This window comes from Kitasatospora sp. NPDC051702 (assembly GCF_040681575.1).
Classification (GTDB): Bacteria; Actinomycetota; Actinomycetes; order Streptomycetales; family Streptomycetaceae; genus Kitasatospora.
In genome coordinates, this window is the sequence record NZ_JBFAZB010000012.1 from 160,731 (window position 1) to 187,445 (window position 26,715).

Consider the following 26,715-nt stretch of genomic DNA (forward strand, 5'->3'; position numbering starts at 1 on the left):
CACCCGGAACCGCCCCCGGGCGGCGAACGACAGATCAACGTTGCGTCAATTCCTCGTGCGGAAGCTGCACTTCCAGGACACATCACGGAGCGCACCCGACCGGTCACCCGGCCGCCGTCACCCTCCGGACACGACGACGGGGCCCGGCCGTGTCGGCCGGACCCCGCCCGTCCCGCGTGCGGCGCATCCAGGGGCTAAGCCCGGACGCCCGCCCTCCGCCGCCGCAGGGCCGCGCCCGCACCCGCGAGCGCGGTGGCGCCCAGGGCCGCGGCCGCCGTCACCGCCGGCAGCGCCGAACCGCCGCCCGCCGCCCGTTCCGGACCGGCCGCCAGCGGGTAGCCGCCGCCCCCACCCGCCCGGTCGTACGCCGAGCCGGGCAGCTTGTCCCCGTACCGCTGGTGCACCAGCTGCTGGTACGCGGCCAGCGACACCCCGCCCGCGCCCACCGAGCGCCGCGCCTCGTCGTCCAGCGGCAGCACCCGGCCGTCGCGCAGCACGTACCAGGCGTTGACCTGCGGCTCGCGGAACGCGGTGCCGCCGCCACCGCTCGCCGCCTTCGCCGCGTAGTCGCCCTCGTCACCGCCGGACGCGATGTTGACGACCCTCCAGGCACCGCCCTGCCGGACCGTCCACACCGAGGCCGTCTGCCCGTCCGCCGCGACCACCGTGCTCGCGGTGAACTCGGCCTTCGCCACCGGCACGCCCGCGGCGCCCGCCACGAAGGCCGCGTCCAGGGTGTAGACCGGCACGGTGTCGCCGGTCAGCCGCGGCGCGGCCGCGCCGGCCGCCCGGGCCTCCTCCGCCGCGCCGAGGGTGAGCTGCCCGGTCGGCGGGACGCCCCTGCGGGCGAAGAAGTGGCCCACCCGGTCCAGGACCGCCCGGTCCTGGACCGCGCTGCGGGCCCCGGCCAGGTCGGCCGCGGACAGCGGCGCCGGGGCGCCGGCCGGGGAGCCCGCGTGCGCGGCCGGCGCGAGCACCAGCCCGAGACCGGCGGCGAGCAGGGCGGTGACGGCGGCCCGACGGGCCCTTCCGAGGTCAGTCATGGTCGCCCCTCACGCGCCGATCCGGTACAGGGAGTGGGTCCACGAGAACGTGTCGTTGTTCACGTAGTACCAGTAGTCCGCCCAGTTGTAGCGGTAGTTGGACGGCCACGGGTCGCCCCAGTACACCCAGTTGTTGCCGGTGTCGTAGCCGTAGACGACGTGCATGTGACCGCCGCCGGAGCTCCACTGGATGCGCGTCTCGATCGGCCGGTCGGCGTCCACCTCGACCTGCACCGTGCCGTAGCGCAGGTACCCGGTGACGTACGAACCCGGGTTGACGCCGATCCGGCTCAGGCCGTTCTGCACGTCGCCCAGGGTGGCCTGGCTGTTGGGGCAGCCGGAGTTGGCCGAGCGGCCGAACGCGGCGTTGCAGAACTGGTTCTGGCTGTAGGAGTAGCCGAACCAGGTGGCGATGGTGTTCCCGCTCGCCGCCCAGCACCAGTTGGTCTGCTGCTGTTGCTGCATGGTGATGTTGAGCTTCTTGTAGGTGCCGGCCAGATCGGCCGTGCTGCCGGGTGCGGCGGCCTGCCGGACCCGGGCCGCGGCCCGGTCGGCGGTGGGGGTCGCGGCGGCCGTGGGGGTGGTCGCCGCGACGGTCAGCGCCGGGCCCAGCACGCCGAGGGCGAGCAGTGAGACCGCACGGCGCAGCCGTATGCGTGGAACTGGCATGGGGGAGGTGCCTCCTTGCACGAGCGAAGCGAAGTGCTGTGTGGGGGCGCGGTCCGGATCGCGCCATGAGCATCGCGCCGTGGCCGGATCCGGTCAACGGCCTCCGAGGCCAACCGAGTTCGGGTGTGAACGGGCGGTCCCCGGTGTGAACGCCACCCCGGAAACCCCCGCGCGACGAGCCGGAACCGGTGACAAACCCCCGACCGGATGTGAATATTCACGGTCAAACACGGTCTGCCCACCCCCACACCAGGAGGCCGTCATCCACCGCACCGACCAGGCCGACCTCGCCGCCGCCCTGCGCACCGGCCCCTTCCACCTCGCCCTGCGCACCGCCATCGCCACCCGCGGCCTCGCCCTCCACCGCATCCGCCGCCACCTCGCCCTGCGCGGCGTCCACGTCGGCCTCACCAGCCTCAGCTACTGGCAACAGGGCCGGCGCCGACCCGAACGCCCCGAATCGCTCCGCGCCGTCGCCGCCCTCGAGGAGGTCCTCGACCTCCCCGACCGCTCCCTCACCCGGCTGCTCGGCCCCCGCCGCGCCGCCGACACCACCCCGGCCGGACCGCCCGTCCGCCCCTACCGCGACCTCATCTCCCCCGCCACCGCCGTCGACGACCTGCTCGCCACCATCGCCGGCCCCCGCGACACCGGCCTGCACACCATCACCCACATCGAACGCGTCCGCCTCGGCCCCGACCGCCAGATCACCCGCCGCGACTCCCAACACGCCCTGCGCGCCCACCGCGACGGCACCGACCGCTACCTCGCCCTCTACCAGGGCGACCCGGGCTGCGACATCACCGGCGTCGGCGTCCGTGCCGAGGAGAACTGCCGCCCCGGCCGGATCCGCCACGACCGCGCCCACCACCTGCTCGTCGCCGAACTCCTCCTCGACCGCCGGCTGCGCGCCGGCGACACCCACCTCCTCGGCTACGGCTTCGACGACGCCCCCTCCCCCGACCCCAGCTGCGAGTACGTCCGCGGCTTCAACTCCGGCGCCGGCCAGTACGTCCTGCAGGTCACCTTCCACCCCGCGGCCCTCCCCGTCCGCTGCCACCGCTTCGCCCTGCACTCCCCCGGAGGAACGCCCTACGAGACCGAGGAACTCACCCTCGACGGGCACCACTGCGTCCACCTGGTCGCGACGGCGCTGCGGCCGTGCATCCTCGGGATCCGGTGGGACTGGGCGTGACGGCGCCGACCGGTACGCCCCGTACGGCCGCCGCCGCGCCCGGGGCGCCCGGGCGCCCACCATCCAGGCGTCCGCCGCCCCGGCTCCGCCGCCCGCCCGGTCGTCAGCACCCGGTCGTCAGCGCCCGCCCGTCAGACGGACGTCGCCGCTGCCCGTGACGATGGCCGCGACGTTGCCCAGCGAGGGCCCGCCCCGGCCGGTCAGGTACTTGGTGTGGGCGTCGACGGGGTTCCCCCGGCTCCAGTCGTCGACGGTGAAGCGGTTCGCGCCGAAGTGCCTGCTGGCCGGATCCCGCCCGAACCAGCGTTCGTCCGGATCGATGCTCAGCCTGGACGGGGTGTGCGTCACCACGTCGTTGTCGGCCGCACCGACCCAGACCCGGCCCGGGGGCAGCCCCAGGTCGGAGGCCCGGTCCGCGCCGACGCCCGGACTGCCGAGGAGGACCACGTCGTCGGGGGGCGAGTCCGGCGACCCCGGCCCGGACGCCAGCCCGGCCGCCCGGCCCACCAGGTACGAGCCGTAGCTGTGCCCGACCGCGGTCACGTGCGGCGGGCGGACCCCCTCGTTGCTCGCCCGCAGCCCGCTCAGGAACCTCGCGTACGCCGGGGCGCCGTCCTTGCCCGCCCTGGTGGAGGCGGCCCCGAAGTCGGCTCCCGGCGGGTCGTAGCCGAGCCAGACGATCGAGGCGACCGCGCGCCCCGCCGGGGCCCTGGCGCCGGCGGCGCGGTAGAGGCTCAGCGCGTTCTCCGCCTCGTTGGTGCCGTCGTGCACGTTTCCCGCCGTGCCCAGGCTCTCGGTGGTGGTGGTGATCCCCGGCACGTAGACGGCGATGTCGGTGGCGGTGTCCGGATTCCCGTAGGAGAGGATCGCCCGCCCCCGGCCCGCTTCGCCGAGGCCGAGCAGATAGAGCGGCGGCTCGCCCCGGCCCGTTCCGAGCCGGTCGGCGACGGGCCCGTAACGGGCGAGGGCCGCCCGGTCGCCGGGGGTCGGCGGCAGGCCCGCCGCCGCCCTGTCCCGGGCGGCCCTCAGGAGGGCCTCCAGCCGCGCCCGGTTCACCTGGTCCCGCACCTGCGCGGGGACGCCGTCGAGGTTGCCGAGCTCCTCCGGGTGGTGGTCGAGGAACCACTGCCGCCCCTGCGGGCCGAGGCCCTGCCACCAGGAGCGGACCTCCGTCGGCGTCGCGCCCCCGGCTGGCATGTTCCGCCTCCAGAGCGGGTCGGCACGCTCCTCCCGGAGGACGTCCGCGGCGGCCGTCCGCCCGTCCAGACCGGACGCGTCGTTCGCCTGGCGCGCGAACCGGTCGAGCTCCGCGGCCAGGCCCTCGTCGGCCCTGGTCGCCGCGGACAGCGCCGAGCCGATCCGCCGGGCGATGTCCTCGGCGGCGGCCTTCTGCCGGGCTTCCCAGCCGACGGCCCGGTAGGGGTTGTCCGGCACTGGCCGGCTCACCGCGCCCGCGCCGTCGACCGCGAAGCCCTCGGCCCGGGCGTCCGCGAGCGCCTGGTGGAGCGTGCCCTGGGCGAGGGCCAGGGAGTCGGCGCAGGCGCGCAGTTCCCGGCCGATGCAGCCGAGTTCGGTCATCGCCGCGTCCAGCTTGCCGGTGACACCGTCCAGGACGGTCGCCGCGGCGGTGGCCGCCGGGCCGCTCCACCCGGACCCGCGGACCCGATCGGCGGTGCCGCCCCTCCAGTCGGCGACGTGCCGGGCGTACGCCCGGCAGAGCGCGTCGTACGCGTCCGCCGCGGTGTGGAGGTCCGCCAGGCCGGCGTCCCTCAGGCCCGCGAGGTCCATCCCCCACCCCCTTTACCGACGCTGCGTGCCCGCCCGGGTACGCACGGCTACCATAGCGCCCGCGACCGACACCGCCGGCAAGGGGACGCGATGGCACCAGACCCGGGATTCACCGTCAGGCCAGGCGAGTTGACCGCGGCCGGGCACAACGCGCTGACCGTCGCCGGCAAGGTGCCGGAGGAGACGGCGAAGCTGGCGGAGCCCGGCGCGAGGGCGGCCGGGAGCCTGCCCGGCTGGCGGGCGGGAGCGGCGCTGCAGGGGTGCGGCGCCGCCTGGACGGCCCTGCTGGACGGCCTCGCCGGCGACATGCGGGCGGCCGGCGCCAACCTGCTCACCTGCGCACGGGCCTACCAGGACTCCGACTACCTGCCCGCGCCCGGGGCGACCGGCGCCGCCGACCCCTTCGGCACGAAGCTCGCCGACGGGCGCCCGACCGACGGCGCGTGAAGGGCGGTCCTAGGTGTTCTGACCCGCGAAGTCCATGCTCAGGCAGTCCTCCACCGCCCGGTAACCGATCTGCTGGTAAATGGAGTTGCTGGTCGGATTGGCCAGGTCGGTGTACAGCAGCACCACGGCGGCGCCCAGCGCGCACCCGCCGCTACGGCTCCACGACCACGCCGAGCCGCGACGCGAGCTCCGCCGGATCGGTGGTGGGCGCCTCGCAGGCGAAGTGCCGGCAGACGTACGCCGCCGGCGCCCCGCCGACCAGCGGCCGGTCCGCGAGCAGCGGGACCTCCGCCCCATCGCCCGGCGCGCCCACCGCGACCACGGCCCCCGGCGCGGTGGCGAGGAGCGCGGCGCGGCGCAGCGCGTCCGTCGCCGGGTCGCCGGCCGCGCCGACCACGGCGATCTCGCGCGGCCCGTCGAGCAGCGCCTCGGCGACGGCGAGGCCCCAGCCGATGAAGCGGGGCGCCCGCGCGGCGAGCGCTCCGACGATGCCGAGGGCCCGTTCGGCGGCGGTCCGGTGCCGGTCGGAGCCGGTGTAGGCGGCGTAGCCGAGCAGGGCGCCGGCGGCGGCCGTCCAGCCGGAGGGGGTGGCGTTGTCGGTCGGGTCCTGGGGGCGCCGGATGAGCTCCTCGGCGTCGTCGGCGGTGTCGTAGAGCGCGCCGGACGCCTCGTCGGTGAAGTGCTTGAGGACGGTGTCGAGGAGCGCGCCGGCCAGTTCGAGCCACTCGGCCTCGCCGGTGACGGCGTACAGCGCGAGGAAGCCCTCGGCGGTGTCGGCGTAGTCCTCGAGGACGCCGGCGTTGGTGCCGGCCCGGCCGTCCCGGGAGGTGCGCAGCAGCCGGCCGTCGGGGGTGAGGTGGACGGCGAGCAGCAGGTCGGCGGCGCGTTCGGCGGCCTCGACGAGGTCGGGGCGGTCGAGCAGTGCGCCGGTCTCGGCGAGGGCGGCGATCGCCAGGCCGTTCCAGGCCGCGACGACCTTGTCGTCGCGGGCGGGTGCGGGCCGTTGGGCCCGGGCTTCGAACAGGCGGGCCCGCAGGGCCTCGTACTCGGCGAAGTCCTCGGGCTCGGACAGGAGTTGGAGGACGGAGGTGCCGTGTTCGAAGGTGCCCTCGGCGGTGACGACGAAGAGCCGGGCGGCGGTGGCCGCGTCGGCGGGTCCGAGCAGGTCGACCAACTGGCCGGGCTCCCAGACGTAGTACGCGCCCTCGACGGACTTCCCGGTCTCCTCGTCGAGGCTGTCGGCGTCCAGGGCAGAGGCGAACGCCCCTTCGGGGGTGCGCAGTTCGCGCAGCAGGAAGTCTGCGGTGGCGAGCGCGACCCGGCGGGCCCGGTCGGATCCGGTGGCCCGCCACAGGTGCAGGTAGGCGCGCAGCAGCAGGGCGTTGTCGTACAGCATCTTCTCGAAGTGCGGTACCACCCAGCCTGCGTCGACCGAGTACCGGGCGAAGCCGCCGCCGAGCTGGTCGTGGATCCCGCCGCCGGCCATCGCCTCACCGGTGCGGACGGCCATCTCCAGCGCCGCCTCGGAGCCGGTGCGGGCGTGGTGGCGCAGCAGGAACTCGATCACCATGGCCGGCGGGAACTTGGGCGCGCCACCGAAGCCGCCGCGCCGCTCGTCGAACTCCCGGGTGAGCGCGACCAGGGCCTGGTGCAGGTCCGCGTCGGCGGGCGGGTGGTGGGCCCCGGCGGAGTAGACGGCGGCCCGCTCGGCGAGGTCGGCCCGGATCCGGCCGGCGACCTCGGCGACCTCCTGGCGCCGGTCGCGCCAGGCCGCGTCGACGCCTTCGAGCACCTGACGGAAGGACGGCATGCCGTGCCGGGGCTGCGGCGGGAAGTAGGTGCCGAAGTAGAACGGCTCCTTGTCGGGGGTGAGGAAGACCGTCATCGGCCAGCCGCCCTGCCCGGTCGCGGCCTGCACCGCCTCCATGTAGACGGCGTCGACGTCGGGCCGCTCCTCCCGGTCCACCTTGACGGCGACGAACCGCTCGTTCAGGTACTCGGCGAGCCCGGCGTCCTCGAAGCTCTCGTGCGCCATCACGTGGCACCAGTGGCAGGCCGCGTAGCCGACCGACAGCAGTACCGGTACGCCGCGGCGCCGCGCCTCCTCGAAGGCCTCCACCCCCCACGGCCACCAGTCGACCGGGTTGTCGGCGTGCTGCAGCAGGTACGGCGAGGTCGCGTCCGCGAGACGGTTCGGCATGGCCCCCATCCTCGCGCATCCGGCCCCGGGCAGGCGGCAGGTCGGGCCGGTACGGGGCCGGCGCGGGCCGGCGGGCACGGTGTCCGCGCCCGCCGGGCGGGCGGGGCCCGCTACTCCTTGGGGGCCTCCGGCTCCTCCACGAAGTCGACCTTCTTGAACTGCCGGTTCATCGACTTGGCCAGGAACCAGGTGGCCACGCCGAGCGCGGCGAAGACGACGAAGCCGAGGAGACCGGGGGTGACCTTGGCGTCGTCGACGGCGAGGTCGGCGGCGAGGTGGACGAGGTTCACGGGGGCGCTCATATCTCTATGGTGGCCCGGCTCACGGGGAGCCGGGCCATCGGGGGGTGGTTCAGTCGCGCGCGTCGGCGACGTCGGCCGCCAGCGTGGGGGTGCGCAGGCCGGCGAACAGGTCGTCCTCCGGCAGGTCCACATCGATCAGGGTACGGGCGAGCTCGTAGTCCTCGGTGGGCCAGACCTCGCGCTGGACCTCCAGCGGGACGCGGAACCAGGGCCCGTCCGGGTCGATCTGGGTGGCGTGGGCGATCAGGGCGCGGTCGCGGGTCTCGAACCAGTCGTCGCAGCGCACCCGGGTGGTGATCTCGCGCTCCTTGCGGCCGCTCTTCTCCCAGCCCGCGATCCACTCGCCGTAGGGCGAGTCGTGGCCGTGCTCGGTGAGGTACTGGTGCAGCGCGCGGATGCGGCCCATCGGGAAGCCGTGGTTGTAGTAGAGCTTCAGCGGCTGCCAGGGCTCGCCGGCCTCCGGGTAGGCGTCCGGGTCGCCGGCGGCGTCGAAGGCCCGCATGGTGATCTTGTGGGTCATGATGTGGTCGGGGTGCGGGTAACCGCCGTTCTCGTCGTAGGTCGTGATGACCTGCGGCTTGAACTCCCGGATCAGCCGGACGAGCGGCTCGGCCGCCTCGTCGACGTCCTGCAGGCCGAAGCAGCCCTCGGGCAGCGGGGGCAGCGGGTCGCCCTCGGGCAGGCCGGAGTCGACGAAGCCCAGCCAGTCCTGCCGGACGCCCAGGATCGCCCTGGCCTCGTCCATCTCCTTGCGCCGCACCTCGTGGATGTTCTCCTCGATGTACGGGTCCCCCTGCAGCTTGGGGTTGAGGACCGACCCGCGCTCGCCCCCCGTGCAGGTGACCACGAGCACGTCCACACCCTGCTCGACGTACCTGGCCATGGTGGCCGCGCCCTTGCTGGACTCGTCGTCCGGGTGGGCGTGCACCGCCATCAGTCGCAACTGCTCAGTCAACGCCTTGCGTTCCTTCCACATCGTCGGGCGTTCCGCGAAAGTCCGGACCCGCCCACCGTACGAGCGCCCGCCGTGCGGGCCGCTCACCTCGGGGCCGCGCGGCCGCCGGACCGGCCCGCGAAGCGACCCCGGCGCGACCGAGCCCCGCCCCCGCCGGACCGGCCGCGGGCGTGCCCCTCCTATAGTGACGGACTGGAGGAGCGTCGCATTCCCCCGCACCACCCGCGCGGCCCCTCCCCCAGGAGAGGACCGGGTCGGATGAACGCGAGCACCACCACCCCGCAGCTGCCCGAGGGGCGCTACGGCCGGAGCGGCGACCGTGACTCGGACCGCCGACTGAAGGCGGTCGGCGCGGTGTGCGGCGTGCTGGGCCTGGGCCTGGTGGCCTGGCTGGGCGGTTCCTACCTGATGCGCGAGACCGCGATCAACGGCTCGGTGCCGACCTTCCAGGCGGTCTCCGACTCCGAGGTGCAGCTGCACCTGGCGGTGCGCAAGAGCGACGGGACGGCCGGCAGCTGCACCGTCCGCTCGCAGGGCAGGGACGGCGCGGTGGTCGGGGTCGCGGACTTCCCCGTCCCGGCCGACGGTTCCAGCTACGACGCCGTGGTCACGCTGCGCACCACCGCCCGCGGCAGTACGGCCGAGCTGCTGGGCTGCACGCCGGCCAAGTAGGACCGTCGGCGCATATTCGACAGGGCGAGCGGGCATCCGTAGGAAGTCCCGCACCCCGTTCTGTACACCGTGGCGCAACGCCGACGTCAATGGCGCGCCAACGACCCTCCCGCTTGTCGGCAGGACTTGTTAGGCTCGTGGTTTCGCCCCTTCCGCACCGGATGGTACGGGAGCGGGCGTTGCTTTGTAGTTACGACCGTTATCACCACCAACCCTGCTGACGACTCACACCCTCAGCACAGCCCCAGCACCTACGAGGAGCACCCGTGACCCAGACCAGTGAGAACGTGACCTGGCTCACTCAGGCCGGCTACGACCAGCTCAAGGCCGAGCTGGATCACCTGACCGGGCCCTGGCGCATCGAGATCGCCCAGAAGATCGAGGCGGCGCGCGAGGAGGGCGACCTCAAGGAGAACGCCGGCTACCACGCGGCCAAGGAGGAGCAGGGCAAGTACGAGCTGCGCATCCGCCAGCTGACCCAGCTGCTGGAGCGCGCGAAGGTCGGCGAGGCCCCGGCCGACTCGGGCGTGGTGGCCCCGGGCATGGTCGTCACGGTCGCCTTCGACGGCGACGAGGACGACCTCATGGAGTTCCTGCTCGCCTCCCGTGAGGTGGCCGGCTCCGACACGCTGGACGTCTACTCGCCGCAGTCGCCGCTGGGCCGCGCGATCGACGGCAAGAAGATCGGCGACGAGGCCACCTACGACCTGCCGAACGGCAAGCCGGCCATGGTGAAGATCGTCAAGGTCGTGCCGCACGCCGGCTGATCCGGCCGCCGCACGACGAGGGCGGCCGCGGGGTCCGGGACCCCGCGGCCGCCCTCCGGCGTGTCGGACGCGTCCGGCGCGCCCGGCGCGTCCGGCACCGCCGACCCGGACCGCGCGTCCGGCGCGCCCGGCGCGTACGGGTTCAGCCGACGGCCGAGCGGTACTTGCGCACCGACAGCCAGGAGAACACCGCGGTGATGACCAGCGACCACAGCACCGAGACCAGGCTCGCGTGCTGCATCGGCCAGGCGGAGTCCACCGGGCCGACCTGGTTGCCGAACAGGTCGCGGCAGGCCTGCACGGTGGCGCTGAACGGGTTCCAGTAGGCGATGCCCTGCAGCCAGCCCGGCATGGAGCTGATCGGCACGAAGGCGTTGGAGACGAAGGTCAGCGGGAACAGCCAGATCAGGCCGGCCGAGGTGGCCGCCTCGGGGCTGCGCACCGACAGGCCGATCAGCGCGCCGATCCACGAGAACGCGTAGCCGAGCAGGAGCAGCAGGCCGAAGGCGCCGAGCGCGCTGAGCACCCCGTTGTGGATCCGCCAGCCGACCAGCAGCGCGACCAGCGCCAGCACGACGAGCGTGAACGCGGTCTGCACCAGGTCCGCCATGGTGCGGCCGACCAGCACCGCGGAGCGGGCCATCGGCAGCGAGCGGAAGCGGTCCACCAGACCCTTGGTCATGTCCTCCGCGATGCCGGCGGAGGCGCCGGCGGTGGCGAAGGTGACGGTCTGGGCGAAGATGCCGGCCATCAGGAACTGGATGTACGAGTCGGAGCTCGCGTTCGTCCCGGGGATCTGGATCGCGCCGCCCATGACGTACGAGAACAGCAGCACGAACATGACGGGCTGCATGAGCCCGAAGACGACGATCTCCGGGATGCGGGTCATCCGGCGCAGGTTGCGCTTGGCGACCACCCAGGAGTCGTGCATGGTGGCGGCGACGCCCCGACGCTGCCGGGGGACGGCCGCGCCGATGGCGTGCTCGGTGGCGGTGCTCATCCTCAGCGTTCCTTTCCGGCCGTGACGGCCCGCTCGTCCGACCCCGGGCCGTCCGCGCCGTCCTCGTCGGCGGACGCCCGGCCCTTGCCCCGGCCGCCCCGGCCGCGGCCCTTGACGTCGCCACCCTCCTCGTCCGCCGACTCCGCGACGTGTCCGGTGAGGGTGAGGAAGACGTCGTCCAGGGTCGGGCGGCGCAGGCCTATGTCGTCGATCTCGATGCCGCGCGCGTCGAGTTCGCGGATGACGTCGGCGAGCACCCGGGCGCCGCCGCTGACCGGCACGGTGATCCGCCGGGTGTTCTTCTCCACCGCCGGATCGCCGAGCGCGTAGCCGGACAGGGCCGCGACCGCGTCGCCGACCAGGCCCGCCTCGTGCACGACGACCTCGATGCGCTCCCCGCCGATCTGCGCCTTGAGCTGGTCGGCGGTGCCGCGGGCGATCACCCGGCCGTGGTCGACCACGGCGATGTCGTGGGCGAGCCGGTCGGCCTCCTCCAGGTACTGGGTGGTCAGCAGCAGGGTGGTGCCCTGCTCGACGAGGGTCTCGATGACCTCCCAGAGCGCGAGCCGGTTGCGCGGGTCCAGCCCGGTGGTCGGTTCGTCGAGGAACATCACCGGCGGGCGGACGACCAGCGCGGCGGCGAGGTCCAGGCGGCGGCGCATGCCGCCGGAGTAGGTCTTGGCGGTGCGGTCCTTGGCCTCGGCGAGGTTGAACCACTCCAGCAGTTCCAGGGCGCGGGCCTTCGCGTCGCGAGCGCTCATCTGGTACAGCTCGCCGACCATCTGGAGGTTCTCGAAGCCGGTCAGGTACTCGTCGACCGCCGCGTACTGGCCGGAGAGGCCGATCAGGCTCCGGACCTTGTTGGGCTGCTTGAGCACGTCGACCCCGGCGACCACCGCGCGGCCGGAGTCGGGCCGGAGCAGGGTGGTGAGGACGCGGACGGTGGTGGTCTTCCCGGCGCCGTTCGGGCCGAGCAGCCCGAGCACCGTGCCCTCGGGGACGTCGAGGCTGACGCCGTCCAGGGCTCGTACGTCGCCGAAGGTCTTCACCAGGTTCTCGGCTTGGATGGCTGGCGCCATGGCCTGCCTCATCTCCTCGGACGAATATGGGCGATCTGTCCCACTCTGCCCCGTTTTCGGGTCCCCGGGCGACTCGGTTTTCGCCCATCGGGCACAGAACGCGATGTATCGCGAGTCTGGCAGTACGCGATATATCGCGTCAAGGGAGAAAGCTCCGCCATCGTGACAGAGACCACTGACATCCACCCCGCGCAGTCGGAACGGCGATCGCGGTCGGAACGGCGACCGCGGTCGGAACGGGCGGCGACGGCGCGCGCCGGGGCACGGCCCACCGCCCGGCCGCCGGGCCGCAGCGGCCCGACCGCCCGGCCCCTCAGTCGGAGACGACGAACCCCGCGTCCCGCAACTCGCCCACCACGGCCGCGCAGTGCTCCGGCCCCTTGGTCTCCAGGTGCAGGTCCACCTCGACCTCGGCCAGCCCCAGCCGCGGGTCGATCCGCACGTGCGCGACGTCCAGCACGTTGGCGTCCAGCCCGGTCAGCACGGCCAGCAGGTCGGCCAGCGAGCCCGGCTTGTCGGCCAGCCGCACCCGCAGCGACAGGTAGCGTCCGGCCGCCGCCAGGCCGTGCCGCAGCACCCGCTGCATCAGCTGCGGGTCGATGTTGCCGCCCGACAACACCGCCACCACCGGGCCCTCGAAGGAGTCCGGCCGCTCCAGCAGCGCCGCGATCGGGGCCGCCCCGGCCGGCTCGACCACCAGCTTCAGGCGCTCCAGGCCGAGCAGCAGGGCCCGCGACAGCGCGTCCTCGGAGACCGTCCGGACGCCGTCCGCCAGGGTGTTGACCACCTCGAACGGGATGTCACCGGGCCGGCCGACCATGATCCCGTCGGCCATCGTGGCGAAGTGCTCCAGCGACACCGGCCGCCCGGCCGCCAGCGAGGGCGGGTACGCGGCCGCGCCGGCCGCCTGCACCCCGACCACCCGGACGTCCGGCCGCAGCGGCTTGACCGCCGCCGCGATCCCGGCCAGCAACCCGCCGCCGCCCACGCCGACCAGGATGGTGCGCACCTCGGGGCACTGCTCGAGGATCTCCAGCCCGACGGTCGCCTGCCCGGTGACCACGTCCCAGTGGTCGAAGGGGTGGATGAACACCGCGCCGGTCGCGTCCGCGTACCGCTGCGCGGCCTGCAGCGCCTCGTCCACCGTCGCGCCGTGCAGCCGCACCTCGGCACCGTACTCACGGGTGGCCGACACCTTGGGCAGCGGCGCCGCGACCGGCATGAACACGGTCGAGCGCACGCCCAGCAGCGCGGCCGCCAGCGCCACCCCCTGCGCGTGGTTCCCGGCGCTCGCCGCCACCACCCCGCCGGCCCGCTGCACCGGCGAGAGCCCCGCGATCCGCACGTACGCCCCGCGCAGCTTGAACGAGCCGGTGCGCTGCAGGTTCTCGCACTTCAGGTGGACCGGTGCGCCGACCAGCCCGGACAGGTGCCGGCTGCCCTCCATCGGCGTCACCCGGGCGACCCCGGCGAGCATCTTCTGGGCCCCGCGGACGTCGTCGAGGGTGAGCGGCCAGTTGTGCATGCCGCCAGCCTAGGGCGCGTCCGACGGGCGCGCTCCGAGGCCCGGCCCGGGGCCCGGCCCGCCGCTCGGCCCGGATCCGGCCGCGGTGCACGCAATCCGGGCTGTCGGGCCTGTTCCCGGGCCCGCCCGGCCCGCGTACGCTGCTGCTTCTGAGCCTCTCTCACCGCACGACGATCGTGAGCCGCGATGACGACGACCTCGCCCCAGGCCACCGACCGCACCGACCCCGTGCACGCCCGGCTCCAGTACCAGCTGGCGGTGTTCGCCCGCCGCATGGAGCAGGTCCGGACCTCCGGCGGCGTCGGCGCCCTGGACCGCGCGGCCTACCTGCTGCTCGACCGCCTGGAGCGGCACGGGCCGGCCAACGTCAAGGCGCTGGCCGAGGCCCTCGGCGTGGACTCCTCCACGGTGACCCGGCAGGTCGCCCCGCTGGTCGCGGGCGGGCTGGTCGGCCGGGTCCAGGACCCGGCCGACCGCCGCGCCGTGCGTCTCGCGCTGACCCCGGTCGGCTCCGGCCGCCTGGCCGAAGTCCGCGACGGGCGGGCCGAGTTGGCCCGCCGCCTGGTGGCGGACTGGCCGCCCGAGGAGCAGCAGGCGTTCTGCGTCCTGCTGGCCCGCTTCAACCACGCGATGGAGTCGTACACCGCGGACCAGCAGGGCCAGCAGGAGGGCGGCCCGGGCACCCCCTGACCTCCGGCCCGGGCACGCCCTGCCCCCCGGGCCGGACACGCCCCGGCCCCCGGGCGGCGCCCCGGGGGCCGGACCAGCCAGGCCTCAGCCCAGCGCCTGCTTGAGGTCGGCGAGCAGGTCGTCGATCGACTCGATGCCGACGGAGACGCGCACCAGGTCGGCCGGCACCTCCAGCGCCGAACCGGCGACCGAGGCGTGGGTCATCCGGCCCGGGTGCTCGATCAGCGACTCGACGCCGCCGAGCGACTCGCCGAGGGTGAACAGCTGCGCGCGGTTGCAGACCTCGACCGCCGCCTCCTCGCCGCCCTGGACCCGGAAGGAGACCATGCCGCCGAAGGCCTTCATCTGCTTGGCGGCGATGTCGTGGCCGGGGTGCTCGGCCAGGCCGGGGTAGAGCACCTGGCTGACCTTGGGGTGGCTCGCCAGCAGCTCGGCGACCTTCTCCGCGTTGGAGCTGTGGCGGTCCATCCGGACGCCCAGGGTCTTGATGCCGCGCAGCACCAGCCAGGCGTCGAACGGGCCGGAGACGGCACCCATCGCGTTCTGGTGGTAGGCGACCTCCTCGCCCAGCCCGGCGTCGGCCAGCACCAGCGCACCGCCGACCACGTCCGAGTGGCCGCCCATGTACTTGGTGGTGGAGTGCACGACGGCGTCCGCACCGAGCGCTATCGGCTGCTGCAGGTACGGGCTGGCGAAGGTGTTGTCGACCACGAGCAGCGCGCCGGCGCCGTGCGCGATCTCGGCGAGCGCCGTCAGGTCGGTGATGCCCAGCAGCGGGTTGGAGGGGGTCTCCACCCAGACCGCGCGGGTGTTGGGGCGCAGCGCGGCGCGGACGGTGGCCAGGTCCTGGGTGTTGGCGACGGAGAACTCGACGCCCCAGCGGGTCAGCACCTTGGCGAACAGCCGGAAGGTGCCGCCGTAGGCGTCGTTGGGGATGACGATGTGGTCGCCCGGCTTGAGGATGGTCCGCAGCAGGGTGTCCTCGGCGGCCAGGCCGGAGGCGAAGGCGAGGCCGCGGGCGCCGCCCTCCAGCGCCGCGAGGCACTCCTCCAGCGCGGTGCGGGTCGGGTTGGCGCTGCGGCTGTACTCGTAGCCGCCCCGCAGGCCGCCCACCCCGTCCTGCTTGTAGGTGGACACCTGGTAGATCGGCGTGACGACGGCCCCGGTCTGGGGGTCTGCTTCCTGACCCGCGTGGATGGCGAGGGTCTCGAAGCCCTGGGGAAGCTGGTGCTCGGTCATGGGTCCGAGCCTAGTGGCCGTACGCGCGTTCGCCCCCCGGAACGGTCGGGCGGCCGCCCCACCGGGCCCGTCCGCGCCCGCCGCCGGCCCGCCGCCGCGCCGGCGCACGGCGGAGCGGGCCGGCGGAATCCGACGGCGGGCCGGCGCGTTGAACGGTGGGCAACCCTCCCTACCCCGCAGGAGCAGGCCGTGCTGTTCAACCGCCACAAGACCTCGCTCGTCCCCGCCGACCAGGCGCTGCCCGGCCGGGAGTCGCCGGCCTTCGCGCTGCGCGAGCCGCACACCGTCCTCGGCCACCCGCTCACCGGCCCGTACCCGGACGGTCTGGAGGTGGCCGACTTCGGGCTGGGCTGCTTCTGGGGCGCCGAGCGGACGTTCTGGCGGCTGCCCGGCGTCTGGACGACGCTGGTCGGTTACCAGGGCGGCTACACCCCGAACCCGACGTACGAGGAGGTGTGCAGCGGGCTGACCGGGCACACCGAGGCGGTCCGGGTGGTGTTCGACCCCGCGGCGATCTCCTACGAGCGGCTGCTGAAGACCTTCTGGGAGGCGCACGACCCGACCCAGGGCAACCGCCAGGGCAACGACGTCGGCACCCAGTACCGCTCCGCCGTCTACACCCACTCGCCCGCCCAGGCCGCCGCCGCGGCGGCCACCCGGGACGCCTTCCAGCCGTCCCTGACCGCGCTCGGCTACGGCCCGATCACCACCGAGATCGCCCCGGCCGGTCCGTTCTACCCGGCCGAGCCGTACCACCAGCAGTACCTGTCCGACGCCAAGAACCCGAACGGCTACTGCGGTCTCGGCGGCACGGGGGCGTCCTGCCCGATCGGTGTGGCCCGCGTCCGGGACTGACGCCACCCGGGGCGGCGGCCACCCGAGGTGTCCGCCGCCCGGCCCGGGAGGAGACTGGAAGGGCCAGCACGGGCGGCCCGGCCACCTCGTGGGTGGCCGGGCCGCTCCCGTGGAGAGGAGTGCGCCATGTCCGGTCTCGTCCGCAAGAGCTTCGACTCGCCCGAGGAGGTCCGCCCCTTCGAGGAGGGCACCGGGGAGCTCCGTCTGGTGAACCTGGATGCCGGGCCGGTGGGCCGGGCCGTGTTCCGGCCGGGCTGGCAGTGGTCCAAGCACGTGAAGCCGATCGCGGGCACCGACAGCTGCCAGGCGGCCCACCTGGGGTACGTGGTCTCCGGCCGGATGCGGATCGTCATGGACGACGGCCAGCAGGAGGACTTCGGCCCCGGCGACTTCATGATCTGCGAGCCCGGGCACGACGCCTGGATCCTGGGCGACGAGGCCTGCGTGGTCGTGGACTGGCAGGGCTTCGCCGACTACGCCAAGCGCTGATCCGGGGCACCGGCCGGGCCGCGCGGCCCGGCCGGACGTCTGCCGATCGACCGGCCGATCGACCGCTAGACCGCGCTGCCGGCCTTCCACTCGGCCCAGCCGAGGTTCCAGCCGTTCAGGCCGTTGTCGGGGGCGACGGTCTTGTCGCCGGAGTTCACGACCTCGACGACGTCGCCGACGATCGAGCTCTTGTAGAACTTGTAGCCGTCCGTGCCGCTGTCCTGCGCGCCCTGGGCGTCCCGCAGGCCCACGCAGCCGTGGCTGGTGTTCTGGCCGCCGAAGATCGACGGCGAGGACCAGTAGTTGCCGTGGATGAAGGTGCCCGAGGTGGTGAGCCGCTGGGCGTGCGGCACGTCCGCGATGTCGTACTCGCTGCCCAGGTTGACGGTCTGGGAGTTCATCCGGGTCTGCTGGAACTGCTCGGATATGACCATCTTGCCGCCCCAGGTGCGGTGCTCGGGGGCGCCGCCGGAGATCTTGTACACCGCGCTGACCTGGCCGTCGGTGGTGACGGTGAGCGTCTTGGCGCCGAGGTCGGCGACGCTGGTCTGGGCCCGGCCGACGGTGAAGCGGACGTCCTTGGACTGGGTGCCGTAGACGCCCTTGGCGCCCTCGACGTCCTTGAGCCGGAGCTTGAGGGTGACCTTGGTGCCCTTGGCCCAGTAGTCCTCGGGCCGGAAGTCGAGGCGGGTGCTGGAGAACCAGTGCCCGACGATCTCGACGCCGGGCTCGGCGGTGACGGTGATCGCCTGCTGGACGGCCTTGCGGTCGGTGACGGGCTTGCTGAAGTTGATCGACACGGGCATGCCGACGCCGACGACCGAGCCGTCCTCGGGCGTGAAGTAGCCGACGAAGGTGTTGGCCGGGGTGGCGGTGGTGAAGGTGGCGTTGGCGTCCGCCTCCAGCTTGTCCTTGTCCTGGGCGGTGGCGACCACGGTGTACTTGGTCCCGCTGGCGGGGGCGGCGGCCGAGGTCCAGGAGCTGCCGTCCGCGGCGAGCTGGCCGGCCAGCTCCTTGCCGGTGGAGTCGGTGACCTTGACGGTGCCCAGGGTGCCGTTGCCGACGGTGACCTTGACCGGCTCGCTGAAGCTGGCGGTGGTGGAGCCGTCCGCGGGCGTGACCGTGATCACCGCGGCGGAGGTCCTGGGGGCGCTGCTGGCGCTGCCTCCGCCCGGGGTGCCGCCCGGGCTGGCGTCGCCGGAGCCACCGGAACCGCCGGACCCCGCCGCGCCGGTGTCCTTGGTGTCGTTGCAGGCCGCCAACAGCAGGACGGGGGCCCCGATCAGGCCCGCGAGCACACCGCGCCGGCTCCAGTTCCCTCCGCCTGTGCGTCCCTGGCCGTCCCGTGCCGTCACGTCGCGTCTCCCTGCTGATCATCCCGGGCATTTATGGATACAGAAACGCAATCCGCCCGTTCACGGTTCCATCACCGAAGGGTAAGCGATCGTATGAGATGACCCAACTTCCCTCCGAACAGGGACAAAACGCCCGGCCTGCGGGGCAGACCGGGCGTTCACGGGGCGTGAGGGAGCGAGCCGCTACTCGGCGGACTCCTCCACCACGTACTCGTCCCACTCCTCGCTCTCGGGGTCGAACTCGGTCTGCGCCGACTCCCAGGTCGCCGAGGCCAGCTCGACACCGGGCACGTCGCCGAGCAGCGCCACCGGGTCGATGAAGTGGGCGAGGGAGCCCGACGGGTCCACCTCGATGGCGTCGACGGACTGCGCGCGCTCGTCGTCGTCGAGGTACTCGTCCTCGGTCACCTGCTTCAGGGCGGCCGCCTTGAGCGCGCCCTCGTCGGTGATCTCCGCGATGAGCTCGATCTTGAGCCGGACGTAGCGCGGGGCGTCCTGGCCGGTCGTTTCAGTGCTGGTCATGCGTGCGAGCGTACGGGAAGGGCCGGCCCCTCGGAGAAGGGCCGGCCCTGCCGTTCTCCGCCTGGGCTCCCCCACCCGGGAGCCGCGGAGACGCGCCGTGCGGCGCTGGTGCACCGCGGGAGTCGCCACACCCTGTCGACCGGCCGCAGCCGGGCAGGGGCGGGACGACGGCGCCTCCCGCGGAGGGGCCCCTCGCCCGGCGGACCGGACGGAGGGCGGGCACGACGGACCGGGTCAGGACCGTCCGACGCGCCCCGAGCCGACCGCGTCCGCCGGGGAGCCGCTCCCGGACGGTCACCGCCGCCTCGCTCGGCGTCTCGCCGTTGACCACAACGATGCCGGACCGTTGTTAACCACGTGATGCGGGCAGGTGACGCCGGTGTACCACTTCGCCCGTGGGCGAACCGGCCGGGAGCGGCGCGGGTTGACCGCGGGTCAGTGCGCGGCGCGGCCGGTCAGGAAGCCCAGAAGGTCCTGGCGGGTGACGATGCCCTGCGGCTTGCCCTCCACCAGCACCACCGCGGCGTCGTCCTTCTCCAGCACGGTCATCAGGTTGGTGACCGTCTCGCCCGAACCGACGACGGGCAGCGGCTTGGACATCACCTTGTCGAGCGTGTCGGTCAGCTCGATCTCCTTGGCGAAGACGCCCTCCAGCAGCAGCTTCTCCACCACCGAGCCGATCACCTCGCCGGCCATGATGTCCGGGTGACCGGCGCCGGGCGAGACCACCGGCATCTGCGAGACGCCGTACTCGCGCAGCACCCGGACCGCCTCGGCGACGGTCTCGTTCGGGTGCATGTGGACGAACTGCGGGATGCCGCCCTGCTCGATGGCCTCCTTGCGGCCCAGCACCTCGCCGATGTGCGCCTCGTCGGTGGCCGAGGGAAGGAAGCCGTAGTCGGCCATCCAGTCGTCGTTGAAGATCTTCGACAGGTAGCCGCGGCCGCCGTCCGGCAGCAGCACCACCACGACGTCGTCCGGCCCGAGGTCCTTGGCGACCTCCAGCGCGGCCACCACGGCCATGCCGCAGGAGCCGCCGACCAGCAGGCCCTCCTCCTTGGCCAGGCGGCGGGTCATCTGGAAGGAGTCCTTGTCGGAGACGGCGACGATCCCGTCGGCGACGCCGCGGTCGTAGGCGGTCGGCCAGAAGTCCTCGCCGACGCCCTCGACCAGGTACGGCCGGCCGGTGCCGCCCGAGTAGACCGAGCCCTCCGGGTCGGCGCCGATCACCTTGACCTTGCCGCCGGAGACCTCCTTCAGGTAGTTGCCGGTGCCGGAGATGGTGCCGCCGGTGCCGACGCCCGCCACGAAGTGGGTGATCCGCCCGTCGGTCTGCTCCCACAGCTCCGGGCCGGTGGAGTGGTAGTGCGAGGCCGGGTTGTCCGGGTTGGAGTACTGGTCCGGCTTCCAGGCGTTCGGGGTCTCCCGGACGAGCCGGTCGGAGACGTTGTAGTACGAGTCCGGGTGCTCCGGCGCCACGGCGGTGGGGCACACGACGACCTCGGCGCCGTAGGCGCGCAAGGTGTTGATCTTGTCGGTGGACACCTTGTCAGGACAGACGAAGATGCACTTGTAACCCTTCTGCTGGGCCACGATCGCCAGGCCGACACCGGTGTTGCCGGAGGTCGGCTCGACGATGGTGCCGCCGGGCTTCAGGGCGCCCGAGGCCTCGGCGGCCTCGATCATGCGCATCGCGATGCGGTCCTTCACCGAGCCGCCGGGGTTGAAGTACTCGACCTTCGCCAGCACGGTCGCGCTGATGCCCTCGGTGACCTTGTTCAGCTTGACCAGCGGCGTGTTGCCGACCAGGTCGATGATGGAGTTGTGGTACCGCACGGGGGTCCTCCCGGTAGTGGGCATGCGAGTGCATTCGGTACTGCAAAGCCTAGGGCGTGGCGACCGCCCCAGCCCGCCCTTCCGCCCCGGCCGCCCCGCGCCCGGCCCGGCGGCCCCGCCCCCGAGGCACGGCCTGACCGGTCCCACCAATGGCCGAGCACGACAGGTAGCCCCGGCCCCCGGGCGGGTAGGAGGGGTGTGCAGGCACCGCCGCGGCCCCGGAGGGGGCGGCACGAGGACGCGAAGGGGGCAGCGGATGCCAGGGGCACAGGACTCGCGGGCCCGGGTGGCCCGCCGGATCGCCACCGCGGCGGCGTACGGCGGCGGCGGGCTCGGCCTGCTGGGCGTCGGACTGGTGGGCGTGCTGCTGACCGAGAGCAAGCTCGCCGTCCAGGCGATCGGCGTCCTGGAGGGCGACCCTCCCAAGGCCGACGGCGTCTACGGCGAGGCCTTCGCCGACAGCACCGCCGTGCCGCAGCCCCCGCTCGTCCTCGCCGTCCTCGGCGACTCCACCGGCGCCGGCCTTGGCGTGCTGCGCTCCCGCGAGACCCCGGGCGCGCTGCTGGCCGCGGGCCTGGCCTCGGTGGCCGAACGCCCGGTCCGGCTGGTCAACGTGGCGCGGTCCGGCGGCCGGTCCGCCGACCTCTCCGGCCAACTGGAACAGGCGCTGCCGCACCACCCCGACGTCGCCGTGATCATGATCGGCGCCAACGACGTGACCCGGCACAGCCCGGCGCAGCTGGCCGTCCGCCACCTCGGCGAGGCGGTGGCGGCGCTGCGGGCGAACGGCTGCGAGGTGGTGGTCGGCACCTGTCCGGACCTCGGGACGATCAAGCCGGTGCGCCCGCCGCTGCGCTGGGTGGCCCGCCGGCTGAGCCGCCAGCTGGCGGCCGCGCAGACCATCTCGGTGGTGGAGGCGGGCGGGCGGACGGTCTCGCTGGGCTCGCTGCTGGGCCCGGAGTTCGCGGCGCGGCCGGAGATGTTCGCCGCCGACCGCTACCACCCGTCCGCCCAGGGCTACGCGACCGCGGCGATGGCCGTGCTGCCCTCGGTCTGCGCCGCGCTCGACCTGTGGCCGGAGGAGGAGCGCCCGACGGCGCCCGTGCCGGGCGGGCGGGTGCTGCCGGTGGCGGTGGCCGCGGCGGCCGCGGCCGGGCGTTCGGGCACCGAGGTGGCGGCCGTCGAGGCGGAGGGCGCCGGGCGCCGCTGGGCCCTGCTGCGCCACCGGCTGCGGGTCGGCCAGCCCGCTGCGGGCGCCGCAGGGGAGCCCCTGGCGGACACCGCCGGGGGCGGCGCAGCGGGCGCCGGGAACACGTCGGCCAGCTCACACGCCGCTACGGGTGACGCCTGATCTACCAGGCGGTAACTTTCCTCCCGGACGTCCGTCCGCCGCCACTCAGCGAGGAGCCCGCCATGCCCGAAGCCGTCATCGTCAGCGCCACCCGTTCGCCGATCGGCCGGGCTTTCAAGGGCTCGCTCAAGGACGTCCGCCCCGACGACCTGACCGCCCACGTCATCCAGGCCGCGCTGGCCAAGGTCCCGCAGCTCGACCCGCGGCAGATCGACGACCTGATGCTGGGCTGCGGCCTGCCCGGCGGCGAGCAGGGCCACAACCTGGCCCGCATCGTGGCCGTCCAGATGGGCATGGACTACCTGCCGGGCGCGACCATCACCCGCTATTGCTCCTCCTCGCTGCAGACCACGCGGATGGCACTGCACGCGATCAAGGCGGGCGAGGGCGACGTCTTCGTCTCGGCCGGCGTGGAGACCGTCTCGCGCAGCGTCAACGGCACCTCGGACGGCCTGCCGGGCACCATGAACCCGCTCTTCGACGAGGCCCAGGCCCGCACCGCCAAGCGCGCCGAGGAGGGTGGCGGCGAGTGGCACGACCCGCGCGAGGACGGGCTGCTGCCGGACGCCTACATCGCGATGGGCCAGACCGCCGAGAACCTGGCCGCGCTCAAGGGGATCACCCGCGCCGAGCAGGACGAGTTCGGCGTCCGCTCGCAGAACCTCGCCGAGGCCGCCATCGCCTCGGGCTTCTGGGACCGCGAGATCACCCCGGTCACGCTGCCCGACGGCACCGTGGTGAGCAAGGACGACGGCCCGCGCGCCGGCGTCACGCTGGAGGCCGTCTCCGGCCTGAAGCCGGTGTTCCGCCCCGACGGCACCGTGACCGCCGGTAACTGCTGCCCGCTGAACGACGGCGCGGCCGCGCTGGTCGTCATGTCCGACACCAAGGCCCGCGAGCTGGGCATCACCCCGCTCGCCCGGGTGGTGTCCACCGGCGTCAGCGCGCTCTCCCCCGAGATCATGGGCTACGGCCCGGTCGAGGCCTCCAAGCAGGCGCTGCGGCGGGCCGGCCTGACCATCGACGACATCGACCTGGTGGAGATCAACGAGGCGTTCGCCGCCCAGGTGATCCCGTCCTACCGCGACCTCGGCATCGACCTGGACAAGCTGAACGTCAACGGCGGCGGCATCGCGGTCGGCCACCCCTTCGGCATGACCGGCGCCCGGATCACCACCACGCTGATCAACTCCCTGCAGTGGCACGACAAGCAGTTCGGTCTGGAGACCATGTGCGTCGGCGGCGGCCAGGGCATGGCGATGGTCATCGAGCGCCTCAGCTGACCCCCGCAGGACCCCGTGAAGGGTCTGGACCACCCATTTGGAGTGACGTAGAGTAATTGAGGGCCGGATCACACCGCGAGGTCGATCCGGCCCTCTTTTCGTTCGTTTCCGGTCCGGAAATCGACACTGCGGAGCGGATCAACTCCACTGCGTAGAACGGTGTTACCTAACAATTTGGGGACAAGAGCGAAAGTCTCGGACAAATTAGACATTCGCCACTGCGGTAACAGCCCCCCATGCGGCAGTGTGGAGACGTAACCCCGTTCCGCTCCTCCCTAGGAGTACGTTCCGTGAGCGCCGTCTACACCATCCTGCTGCTGATCCTGATCACCGTGTCGACCGCCGTGCTGTTCCACCTCCGGGGGCTCTCCCGCCGGCTGGACGCGCAGGCCGCGGCCGAGGCCGCGCCCGCACCGGTCGACGAGGCCGCGATACGCCGGGCCGTCACCGAGGCCCTCGCCGCCGACCGCGAGCGGGAGATCACCGAGGCCCGGGCCTTCTGGGCCGAGCAGGAGGCCCGCGCGGCCGAGGACGCGCCACTGTTCGACTCGCCGTTCACCGGGGTCTTCGCCGGCACCGACGAATGGCCCCTCTTCTTCCCCCGCCCCACCGGGCCGCAGGACGCCGCCGACAACGCCGGCACCATGGACCCGGAGTTCGGCGAGGCGCTGCGCTCCGCGCTGGAGGACCTCATCAACGAGGGCGGCCCCGCCGAGCCCGGCGTCGACGGCGGATCGCCGCTGCGCCCCGGCCACCCGGCCGGCGCCGGCTCCACCGAGGTGACCGGGGAGGCCCGCGCCCGCCGCGAGGCCGACCTGCTGGCCACCGGCCTGGAGGCCGGGCTGCTGGACACCGACCCGGTCGTCGAGGACGCCCCGGCCGCCGCGCCCGACCCGCGCCGCCACCCCTCGCACCCCGACTTCGTCCCCAGCCAGGCGCCGTCCCGCGAGTGGACCGACACCCGCCTGGCGTCCCTCGCCGAGGAGGCCGTCGCCCTCGTCGACGTCCGACCCGGCCCGCTGGGCACCCTCGACGTCTACGCCTTCGCCGACGGCACCACGCTCTGCGTGGCCCCGGGCGACCGGGAGGCCGCCTACCGGCTGATCGACGCGGTGCGCGCCGGTGAGCACGTCCGACTGCTCGGCGGCTCGCGCTTCTCCGGCTCGTACTCGCTGACCTTCTCCACCGACGACGAGGCCGTCTACGTGCTCGCCGACCGGGTGGTCGCCAGCATCTGACCGCAGCAGGACGACAGCAGCACGACAGCAGCAGCGACGAAGGCCGGCCGGGTCAAGGGGTTACCGACCCGGCCGGCCTTCGGCCTGTCCGGCTTCGGGGGCGCGCAGCGCGCCCCCGAGGCCGGTTCCGGCGGCTCCTAGGCGCAGAGCTCCGTCGTCCCGCGCACCGCGGCCAACGCCTCCGCCAGCACCGCGGAGGCGGCCCGCGGGCCCTCCGGCAGCGACACCCCGGCCTCCGCCGGCAGCGCCGCGAGCGCGGCCGCCAGGTCGTGCCCGGCGACGGCCAGCTGGTCCCCCACCGCGAACGCCCCGGCGTCCGGGAAGTCCCGCGGCGCCCCGCCCTCGACCGCAAGCGCCAGCGCGGCCAGCCGCCGGGCCAGCGCCAGCGCGGCCGCCGCCCGGGACTCGTGGCCGGGCACGGCACCCAGCAGCCTGCTCTGCGGCAGCGAGCGGAAGCGGTCCGCCAGCGCGTCCACGGCGTCGATCAGGGGCTGTCCGTCCAGGGGCTGTACGTCATGCATGGCAAGGAGCCTAGGGGTCAGGACCCGGGCACGACGCCGCCGGGCCCCCGGAGCAGCAGCTCCGGGGGCCCGGCGGCAGTGGTTCGCGACGGGAGGGACCCTTAGTCGTCGCCCCGCAGGATCGCGATCAGGCGCAGCATCTCGACGTAGATCCAGACCAGCGAGAGGGTCAGCCCGAAGGCGGCCCGCCAGGCCTCCTTCTGCGGCGCACCCTGGGCGATGGCCTCCTCGATCGCCGCGAAGTCCAGCGACAGGAAGAACGCGCCGAGGCCGATGCCGATCAGGCCGACCACGATGCCCAGCGGGCCGGAGCGCAGACCCATGTCGGCACCGAACGCCATCGCGATCATGTTGACCAGCAGCAGCAGCACGAAGCCCATCGCGACCGCGATGCCGATCCGCGTGTACCGCGGGGTGACCCGGATCCGGCCGCTCTTGTAGGCGAACAGCATCGCCGCGAAGACGGCGGCCGTGCCCAGCACGGCCTGGATCGCGATGCCCGGCCAGATGGTGTTGAAGGCGTGGGTGACCGCGCCGAGCGCGAAGCCCTCCAGGCCCGCGTAGAGCAGGATCAGCGGCGGGCTGACGCTGCGCTTGAAGGAGACCACCAGGCCGACCACCATGGCCACCAGGCTGGCGCCGATCGCGACCCCGAAGTTCTCGAAGGGCAGCGCGAACCAGGCGACGGCGCCGGCGGCGACCAGGGTCAGCAGCGTCATCGCGGTGCGCGCGACCACGTCGTCGAGCGTCATCCGCCCGGTGGCGGCCGGGCCGGCGGACGGCCCGTTGTACATCTGGTAGAGCTGCTCGTCCGTCAGCGGGCCCTGGCCCTGCGGCTGCTGGGCGTAAGGGGTCCCCGCGTACGGGTTGCCGCCGTACGGTGCCCCGGCCTGCGCGCTGTTGCCGAACCCCGCGTAGCCGGGCTCGCGGGTGAAGGACCCCTCCCGCGAGAAGACCGGGTTGCTGCTTCTCATTGCTCATTCCCTCCGTGGCGGCACTGCACCGCCCAGCCACCAGGGTAATGGCTTGGCAAAAATATCGGGATACGCCGCGAGGAGGATCACTGGACGACTCCCGGCGGGGACGCCGTCGGCGCCCCCGCGAGTCGAGCGGTGCCCGGAGCCGGACTCGAACCGGCACGGCCTCGCGGCCAAGCAGTTTTAAGCTGCCCGTGTCTGCGTTCCACCATCCGGGCGTCCTGTGGACTGACCGCGTCACCGGCCGGAGGAGAAACGCTCCGCCCCGGTGCGGGCCACCCCTGAGCCTAGTCGCCCGCCTCACTCTTTCGCATGTTCCCAGCCAGGGAAGTTGTCATGTTTCCTTGCCATCTGACGAACAGTCCGCGATTCGGCCACGAAGTGCACCGGTTCCGGCCATCGCCCCGGGCTCAGGGTCGGCGTCATACCGCAGGAGGAGGGCGTCACCTGGCCGTACAACCAGCGGCGGTCAGGCCAACCGTCCGGCGGAGCGACGAGAAACCATGATCACGCAGCGGAGCATGGTGCTACGGCCGGACGCCCCTGGCAGCCCGCCGTACAGACGCCCGGCGCGTCACCCACAGCCCGCCACCAGCAAGGAGCACCCCCGTGACCTCGTCGACCGCAACCGCCGTCCGCACCGGCCGGGCGGCCGCCCGCGCCACCGGCCTGAACAAGGTCTACGGGGAGGGGGAGACCCGCGTCGTCGCCCTCGAC

At 73.7% G+C, this 26,715-nt stretch carries 25 protein-coding genes, 1 tRNA gene and 1 pseudogene; 11 read left to right on the plus strand and 16 right to left on the minus strand.

Features of this window, described 5'->3' with window-relative positions; all coding sequences use genetic code 11:
- Positions 1–194 precede the first annotated feature (194 nt).
- Positions 195–1,043 (minus strand): hypothetical protein, encoded by an 849-nt coding sequence (locus tag AB0N04_RS13685; protein ID WP_360210918.1) that lies wholly within the window; start codon positions 1,041–1,043, stop codon positions 195–197.
- 9 nt (positions 1,044–1,052) lie between these two features.
- On the minus strand, positions 1,053–1,712 hold the full coding sequence (locus tag AB0N04_RS13690; protein WP_360210920.1) for a papain-like cysteine protease family protein: 660 nt from the start codon (positions 1,710–1,712) through the stop codon (positions 1,053–1,055).
- A gap of 262 nt (positions 1,713–1,974) precedes the next feature.
- On the opposite strand from AB0N04_RS13690, the gene AB0N04_RS13695 reads away from it, so the two are divergent.
- Positions 1,975–2,907 (plus strand): hypothetical protein, encoded by a 933-nt coding sequence (locus tag AB0N04_RS13695; RefSeq protein WP_360210974.1) that lies wholly within the window; start codon positions 1,975–1,977, stop codon positions 2,905–2,907.
- Positions 2,908–3,024: 117 nt separating this feature from the next.
- On the opposite strand, the gene AB0N04_RS13700 is transcribed toward AB0N04_RS13695, so the two are convergent.
- Entirely contained in the window at positions 3,025–4,695 is a 1,671-nt protein-coding gene (locus tag AB0N04_RS13700) for an alpha/beta hydrolase (RefSeq protein ID WP_360210922.1), read from the minus strand.
- A gap of 90 nt (positions 4,696–4,785) precedes the next feature.
- On the opposite strand from AB0N04_RS13700, the gene AB0N04_RS13705 reads away from it, so the two are divergent.
- On the plus strand, positions 4,786–5,142 hold the full coding sequence (locus AB0N04_RS13705) for a hypothetical protein (protein WP_360210924.1): 357 nt from the start codon (positions 4,786–4,788) through the stop codon (positions 5,140–5,142).
- Positions 5,143–5,293: 151 nt separating this feature from the next.
- On the opposite strand, the gene AB0N04_RS13710 is transcribed toward AB0N04_RS13705, so the two are convergent.
- From AB0N04_RS13710 to mca, 3 genes are all read right to left on the minus strand, one after another.
- The gene (locus AB0N04_RS13710) at positions 5,294–7,342 is read right to left on the minus strand and encodes a thioredoxin domain-containing protein (protein ID WP_360210926.1); all 2,049 of its coding nucleotides are present in this window, start codon (positions 7,340–7,342) and stop codon (positions 5,294–5,296) included.
- Positions 7,343–7,452: 110 nt separating this feature from the next.
- Positions 7,453–7,644 carry a hypothetical protein gene (locus tag AB0N04_RS13715; protein WP_360210928.1) on the minus strand — a complete coding sequence of 64 codons (192 nt, stop codon included), beginning with the start codon at positions 7,642–7,644 and terminating at the stop codon, positions 7,453–7,455.
- Between the two features lie 49 nt (positions 7,645–7,693).
- Positions 7,694–8,599, minus strand: coding sequence for a mycothiol conjugate amidase Mca (gene mca, locus AB0N04_RS13720; RefSeq protein ID WP_360210930.1), 906 nt, complete (start codon positions 8,597–8,599; stop codon positions 7,694–7,696).
- A gap of 258 nt (positions 8,600–8,857) precedes the next feature.
- Here mca and AB0N04_RS13725 point away from each other — a divergent pair, with 258 nt between their 5' ends.
- Both AB0N04_RS13725 and greA read left to right on the plus strand, forming a co-directional pair.
- Positions 8,858–9,271: a DUF4307 domain-containing protein gene (locus AB0N04_RS13725; protein ID WP_360210932.1), complete on the plus strand. Its 414-nt coding sequence runs from the start codon at positions 8,858–8,860 to the stop codon at positions 9,269–9,271.
- Between the two features lie 266 nt (positions 9,272–9,537).
- Positions 9,538–10,038, plus strand: coding sequence for a transcription elongation factor GreA (gene greA, locus AB0N04_RS13730; RefSeq protein ID WP_360210934.1), 501 nt, complete (start codon positions 9,538–9,540; stop codon positions 10,036–10,038).
- 142 nt (positions 10,039–10,180) lie between these two features.
- Here the strand turns inward: greA and AB0N04_RS13735 are convergent, their stop codons facing one another.
- From AB0N04_RS13735 to ilvA, 3 genes are all read right to left on the minus strand, one after another.
- Entirely contained in the window at positions 10,181–11,038 is an 858-nt protein-coding gene (locus AB0N04_RS13735) for an ABC transporter permease (RefSeq protein ID WP_360210936.1), read from the minus strand.
- A gap of 2 nt (positions 11,039–11,040) precedes the next feature.
- Entirely contained in the window at positions 11,041–12,117 is a 1,077-nt protein-coding gene (locus AB0N04_RS13740) for an ATP-binding cassette domain-containing protein (protein ID WP_360210938.1), read from the minus strand.
- 313 nt (positions 12,118–12,430) lie between these two features.
- On the minus strand, positions 12,431–13,642 hold the full coding sequence (gene ilvA / locus AB0N04_RS13745; protein ID WP_360210940.1) for a threonine ammonia-lyase: 1,212 nt from the start codon (positions 13,640–13,642) through the stop codon (positions 12,431–12,433).
- 186 nt (positions 13,643–13,828) lie between these two features.
- On the opposite strand from ilvA, the gene AB0N04_RS13750 reads away from it, so the two are divergent.
- Positions 13,829–14,332, plus strand: a complete 504-nt coding sequence (locus AB0N04_RS13750) for a MarR family transcriptional regulator (RefSeq protein WP_360210942.1) — start codon at positions 13,829–13,831, stop codon at positions 14,330–14,332.
- An 84-nt stretch (positions 14,333–14,416) separates the two neighbouring features.
- On the opposite strand, the gene AB0N04_RS13755 is transcribed toward AB0N04_RS13750, so the two are convergent.
- Positions 14,417–15,571 (minus strand): cystathionine gamma-synthase, encoded by a 1,155-nt coding sequence (locus AB0N04_RS13755; protein WP_360210944.1) that lies wholly within the window; start codon positions 15,569–15,571, stop codon positions 14,417–14,419.
- A 189-nt stretch (positions 15,572–15,760) separates the two neighbouring features.
- Here AB0N04_RS13755 and msrA point away from each other — a divergent pair, with 189 nt between their 5' ends.
- Positions 15,761–16,426 carry a peptide-methionine (S)-S-oxide reductase MsrA gene (gene msrA / locus AB0N04_RS13760; RefSeq protein ID WP_360210946.1) on the plus strand — a complete coding sequence of 222 codons (666 nt, stop codon included), beginning with the start codon at positions 15,761–15,763 and terminating at the stop codon, positions 16,424–16,426.
- Between the two features lie 126 nt (positions 16,427–16,552).
- Entirely contained in the window at positions 16,553–16,915 is a 363-nt protein-coding gene (locus tag AB0N04_RS13765) for a cupin domain-containing protein (RefSeq protein ID WP_360210948.1), read from the plus strand.
- A gap of 65 nt (positions 16,916–16,980) precedes the next feature.
- Here AB0N04_RS13765 and AB0N04_RS13770 read toward each other — a convergent pair whose 3' ends face one another.
- From AB0N04_RS13770 to AB0N04_RS13780, 3 genes are all read right to left on the minus strand, one after another.
- The gene (locus tag AB0N04_RS13770; RefSeq protein ID WP_363364272.1) at positions 16,981–18,213 is read right to left on the minus strand and encodes an Ig-like domain-containing protein; all 1,233 of its coding nucleotides are present in this window, start codon (positions 18,211–18,213) and stop codon (positions 16,981–16,983) included.
- 240 nt (positions 18,214–18,453) lie between these two features.
- Positions 18,454–18,792: a hypothetical protein gene (locus AB0N04_RS13775; protein ID WP_360210952.1), complete on the minus strand. Its 339-nt coding sequence runs from the start codon at positions 18,790–18,792 to the stop codon at positions 18,454–18,456.
- A gap of 435 nt (positions 18,793–19,227) precedes the next feature.
- The gene (locus AB0N04_RS13780) at positions 19,228–20,628 is read right to left on the minus strand and encodes a cystathionine beta-synthase (RefSeq protein ID WP_360210954.1); all 1,401 of its coding nucleotides are present in this window, start codon (positions 20,626–20,628) and stop codon (positions 19,228–19,230) included.
- A gap of 256 nt (positions 20,629–20,884) precedes the next feature.
- On the opposite strand from AB0N04_RS13780, the gene AB0N04_RS13785 reads away from it, so the two are divergent.
- The 3 genes from AB0N04_RS13785 to AB0N04_RS13795 all read left to right on the plus strand — a co-directional run bounded on the left by AB0N04_RS13785 (position 20,885) and on the right by AB0N04_RS13795 (position 24,500).
- Positions 20,885–21,979, plus strand: a complete 1,095-nt coding sequence (locus AB0N04_RS13785; RefSeq protein ID WP_360210956.1) for an SGNH/GDSL hydrolase family protein — start codon at positions 20,885–20,887, stop codon at positions 21,977–21,979.
- Positions 21,980–22,041: 62 nt separating this feature from the next.
- Entirely contained in the window at positions 22,042–23,262 is a 1,221-nt protein-coding gene (locus AB0N04_RS13790) for an acetyl-CoA C-acetyltransferase (RefSeq protein ID WP_360210958.1), read from the plus strand.
- A gap of 290 nt (positions 23,263–23,552) precedes the next feature.
- Positions 23,553–24,500 (plus strand): hypothetical protein, encoded by a 948-nt coding sequence (locus AB0N04_RS13795; protein WP_360210960.1) that lies wholly within the window; start codon positions 23,553–23,555, stop codon positions 24,498–24,500.
- Between the two features lie 137 nt (positions 24,501–24,637).
- Here AB0N04_RS13795 and AB0N04_RS13800 read toward each other — a convergent pair whose 3' ends face one another.
- The 3 genes from AB0N04_RS13800 to AB0N04_RS13810 all read right to left on the minus strand — a co-directional run bounded on the left by AB0N04_RS13800 (position 24,638) and on the right by AB0N04_RS13810 (position 26,216).
- Positions 24,638–25,021, minus strand: coding sequence for a hypothetical protein (locus AB0N04_RS13800; protein WP_360210962.1), 384 nt, complete (start codon positions 25,019–25,021; stop codon positions 24,638–24,640).
- Positions 25,022–25,122: 101 nt separating this feature from the next.
- Positions 25,123–25,995 carry a Bax inhibitor-1/YccA family protein gene (locus AB0N04_RS13805; RefSeq protein WP_360210964.1) on the minus strand — a complete coding sequence of 291 codons (873 nt, stop codon included), beginning with the start codon at positions 25,993–25,995 and terminating at the stop codon, positions 25,123–25,125.
- Positions 25,996–26,134: 139 nt separating this feature from the next.
- A tRNA-Leu gene (locus AB0N04_RS13810) sits at positions 26,135–26,216 on the minus strand.
- Positions 26,217–26,607: 391 nt separating this feature from the next.
- Between AB0N04_RS13810 and AB0N04_RS13815 the strand changes: the two are divergent.
- Positions 26,608–26,715 (plus strand): annotated as a pseudogene (locus tag AB0N04_RS13815) (ABC transporter ATP-binding protein); the annotation flags it as partial.

Coding starts and splice junctions, on each gene's coding strand:
- AB0N04_RS13700 (WP_360210922.1), bottom strand. CDS start 4,695: ATGGACCTCGCGGGCCTGAGGGACGCCGGCCTGGCGGACCTCCACACC.
- AB0N04_RS13775 (WP_360210952.1), bottom strand. CDS start 18,792: ATGACCAGCACTGAAACGACCGGCCAGGACGCCCCGCGCTACGTCCGG.
- AB0N04_RS13765 (WP_360210948.1), top strand. CDS start 16,553: ATGTCCGGTCTCGTCCGCAAGAGCTTCGACTCGCCCGAGGAGGTCCGC.
- AB0N04_RS13800 (WP_360210962.1), bottom strand. CDS start 25,021: ATGCATGACGTACAGCCCCTGGACGGACAGCCCCTGATCGACGCCGTG.
- AB0N04_RS13725 (WP_360210932.1), top strand. CDS start 8,858: ATGAACGCGAGCACCACCACCCCGCAGCTGCCCGAGGGGCGCTACGGC.
- AB0N04_RS13705 (WP_360210924.1), top strand. CDS start 4,786: ATGGCACCAGACCCGGGATTCACCGTCAGGCCAGGCGAGTTGACCGCG.
- AB0N04_RS13715 (WP_360210928.1), bottom strand. CDS start 7,644: ATGAGCGCCCCCGTGAACCTCGTCCACCTCGCCGCCGACCTCGCCGTC.
- AB0N04_RS13710 (WP_360210926.1), bottom strand. CDS start 7,342: ATGCCGAACCGTCTCGCGGACGCGACCTCGCCGTACCTGCTGCAGCAC.
- AB0N04_RS13690 (WP_360210920.1), bottom strand. CDS start 1,712: ATGCCAGTTCCACGCATACGGCTGCGCCGTGCGGTCTCACTGCTCGCC.
- AB0N04_RS13785 (WP_360210956.1), top strand. CDS start 20,885: ATGCCAGGGGCACAGGACTCGCGGGCCCGGGTGGCCCGCCGGATCGCC.
- AB0N04_RS13740 (WP_360210938.1), bottom strand. CDS start 12,117: ATGGCGCCAGCCATCCAAGCCGAGAACCTGGTGAAGACCTTCGGCGAC.
- ilvA (WP_360210940.1), bottom strand. CDS start 13,642: ATGCACAACTGGCCGCTCACCCTCGACGACGTCCGCGGGGCCCAGAAG.
- AB0N04_RS13685 (WP_360210918.1), bottom strand. CDS start 1,043: ATGACTGACCTCGGAAGGGCCCGTCGGGCCGCCGTCACCGCCCTGCTC.
- AB0N04_RS13805 (WP_360210964.1), bottom strand. CDS start 25,995: ATGAGAAGCAGCAACCCGGTCTTCTCGCGGGAGGGGTCCTTCACCCGC.
- AB0N04_RS13790 (WP_360210958.1), top strand. CDS start 22,042: ATGCCCGAAGCCGTCATCGTCAGCGCCACCCGTTCGCCGATCGGCCGG.
- AB0N04_RS13735 (WP_360210936.1), bottom strand. CDS start 11,038: ATGAGCACCGCCACCGAGCACGCCATCGGCGCGGCCGTCCCCCGGCAG.
- AB0N04_RS13755 (WP_360210944.1), bottom strand. CDS start 15,571: ATGACCGAGCACCAGCTTCCCCAGGGCTTCGAGACCCTCGCCATCCAC.
- AB0N04_RS13750 (WP_360210942.1), top strand. CDS start 13,829: ATGACGACGACCTCGCCCCAGGCCACCGACCGCACCGACCCCGTGCAC.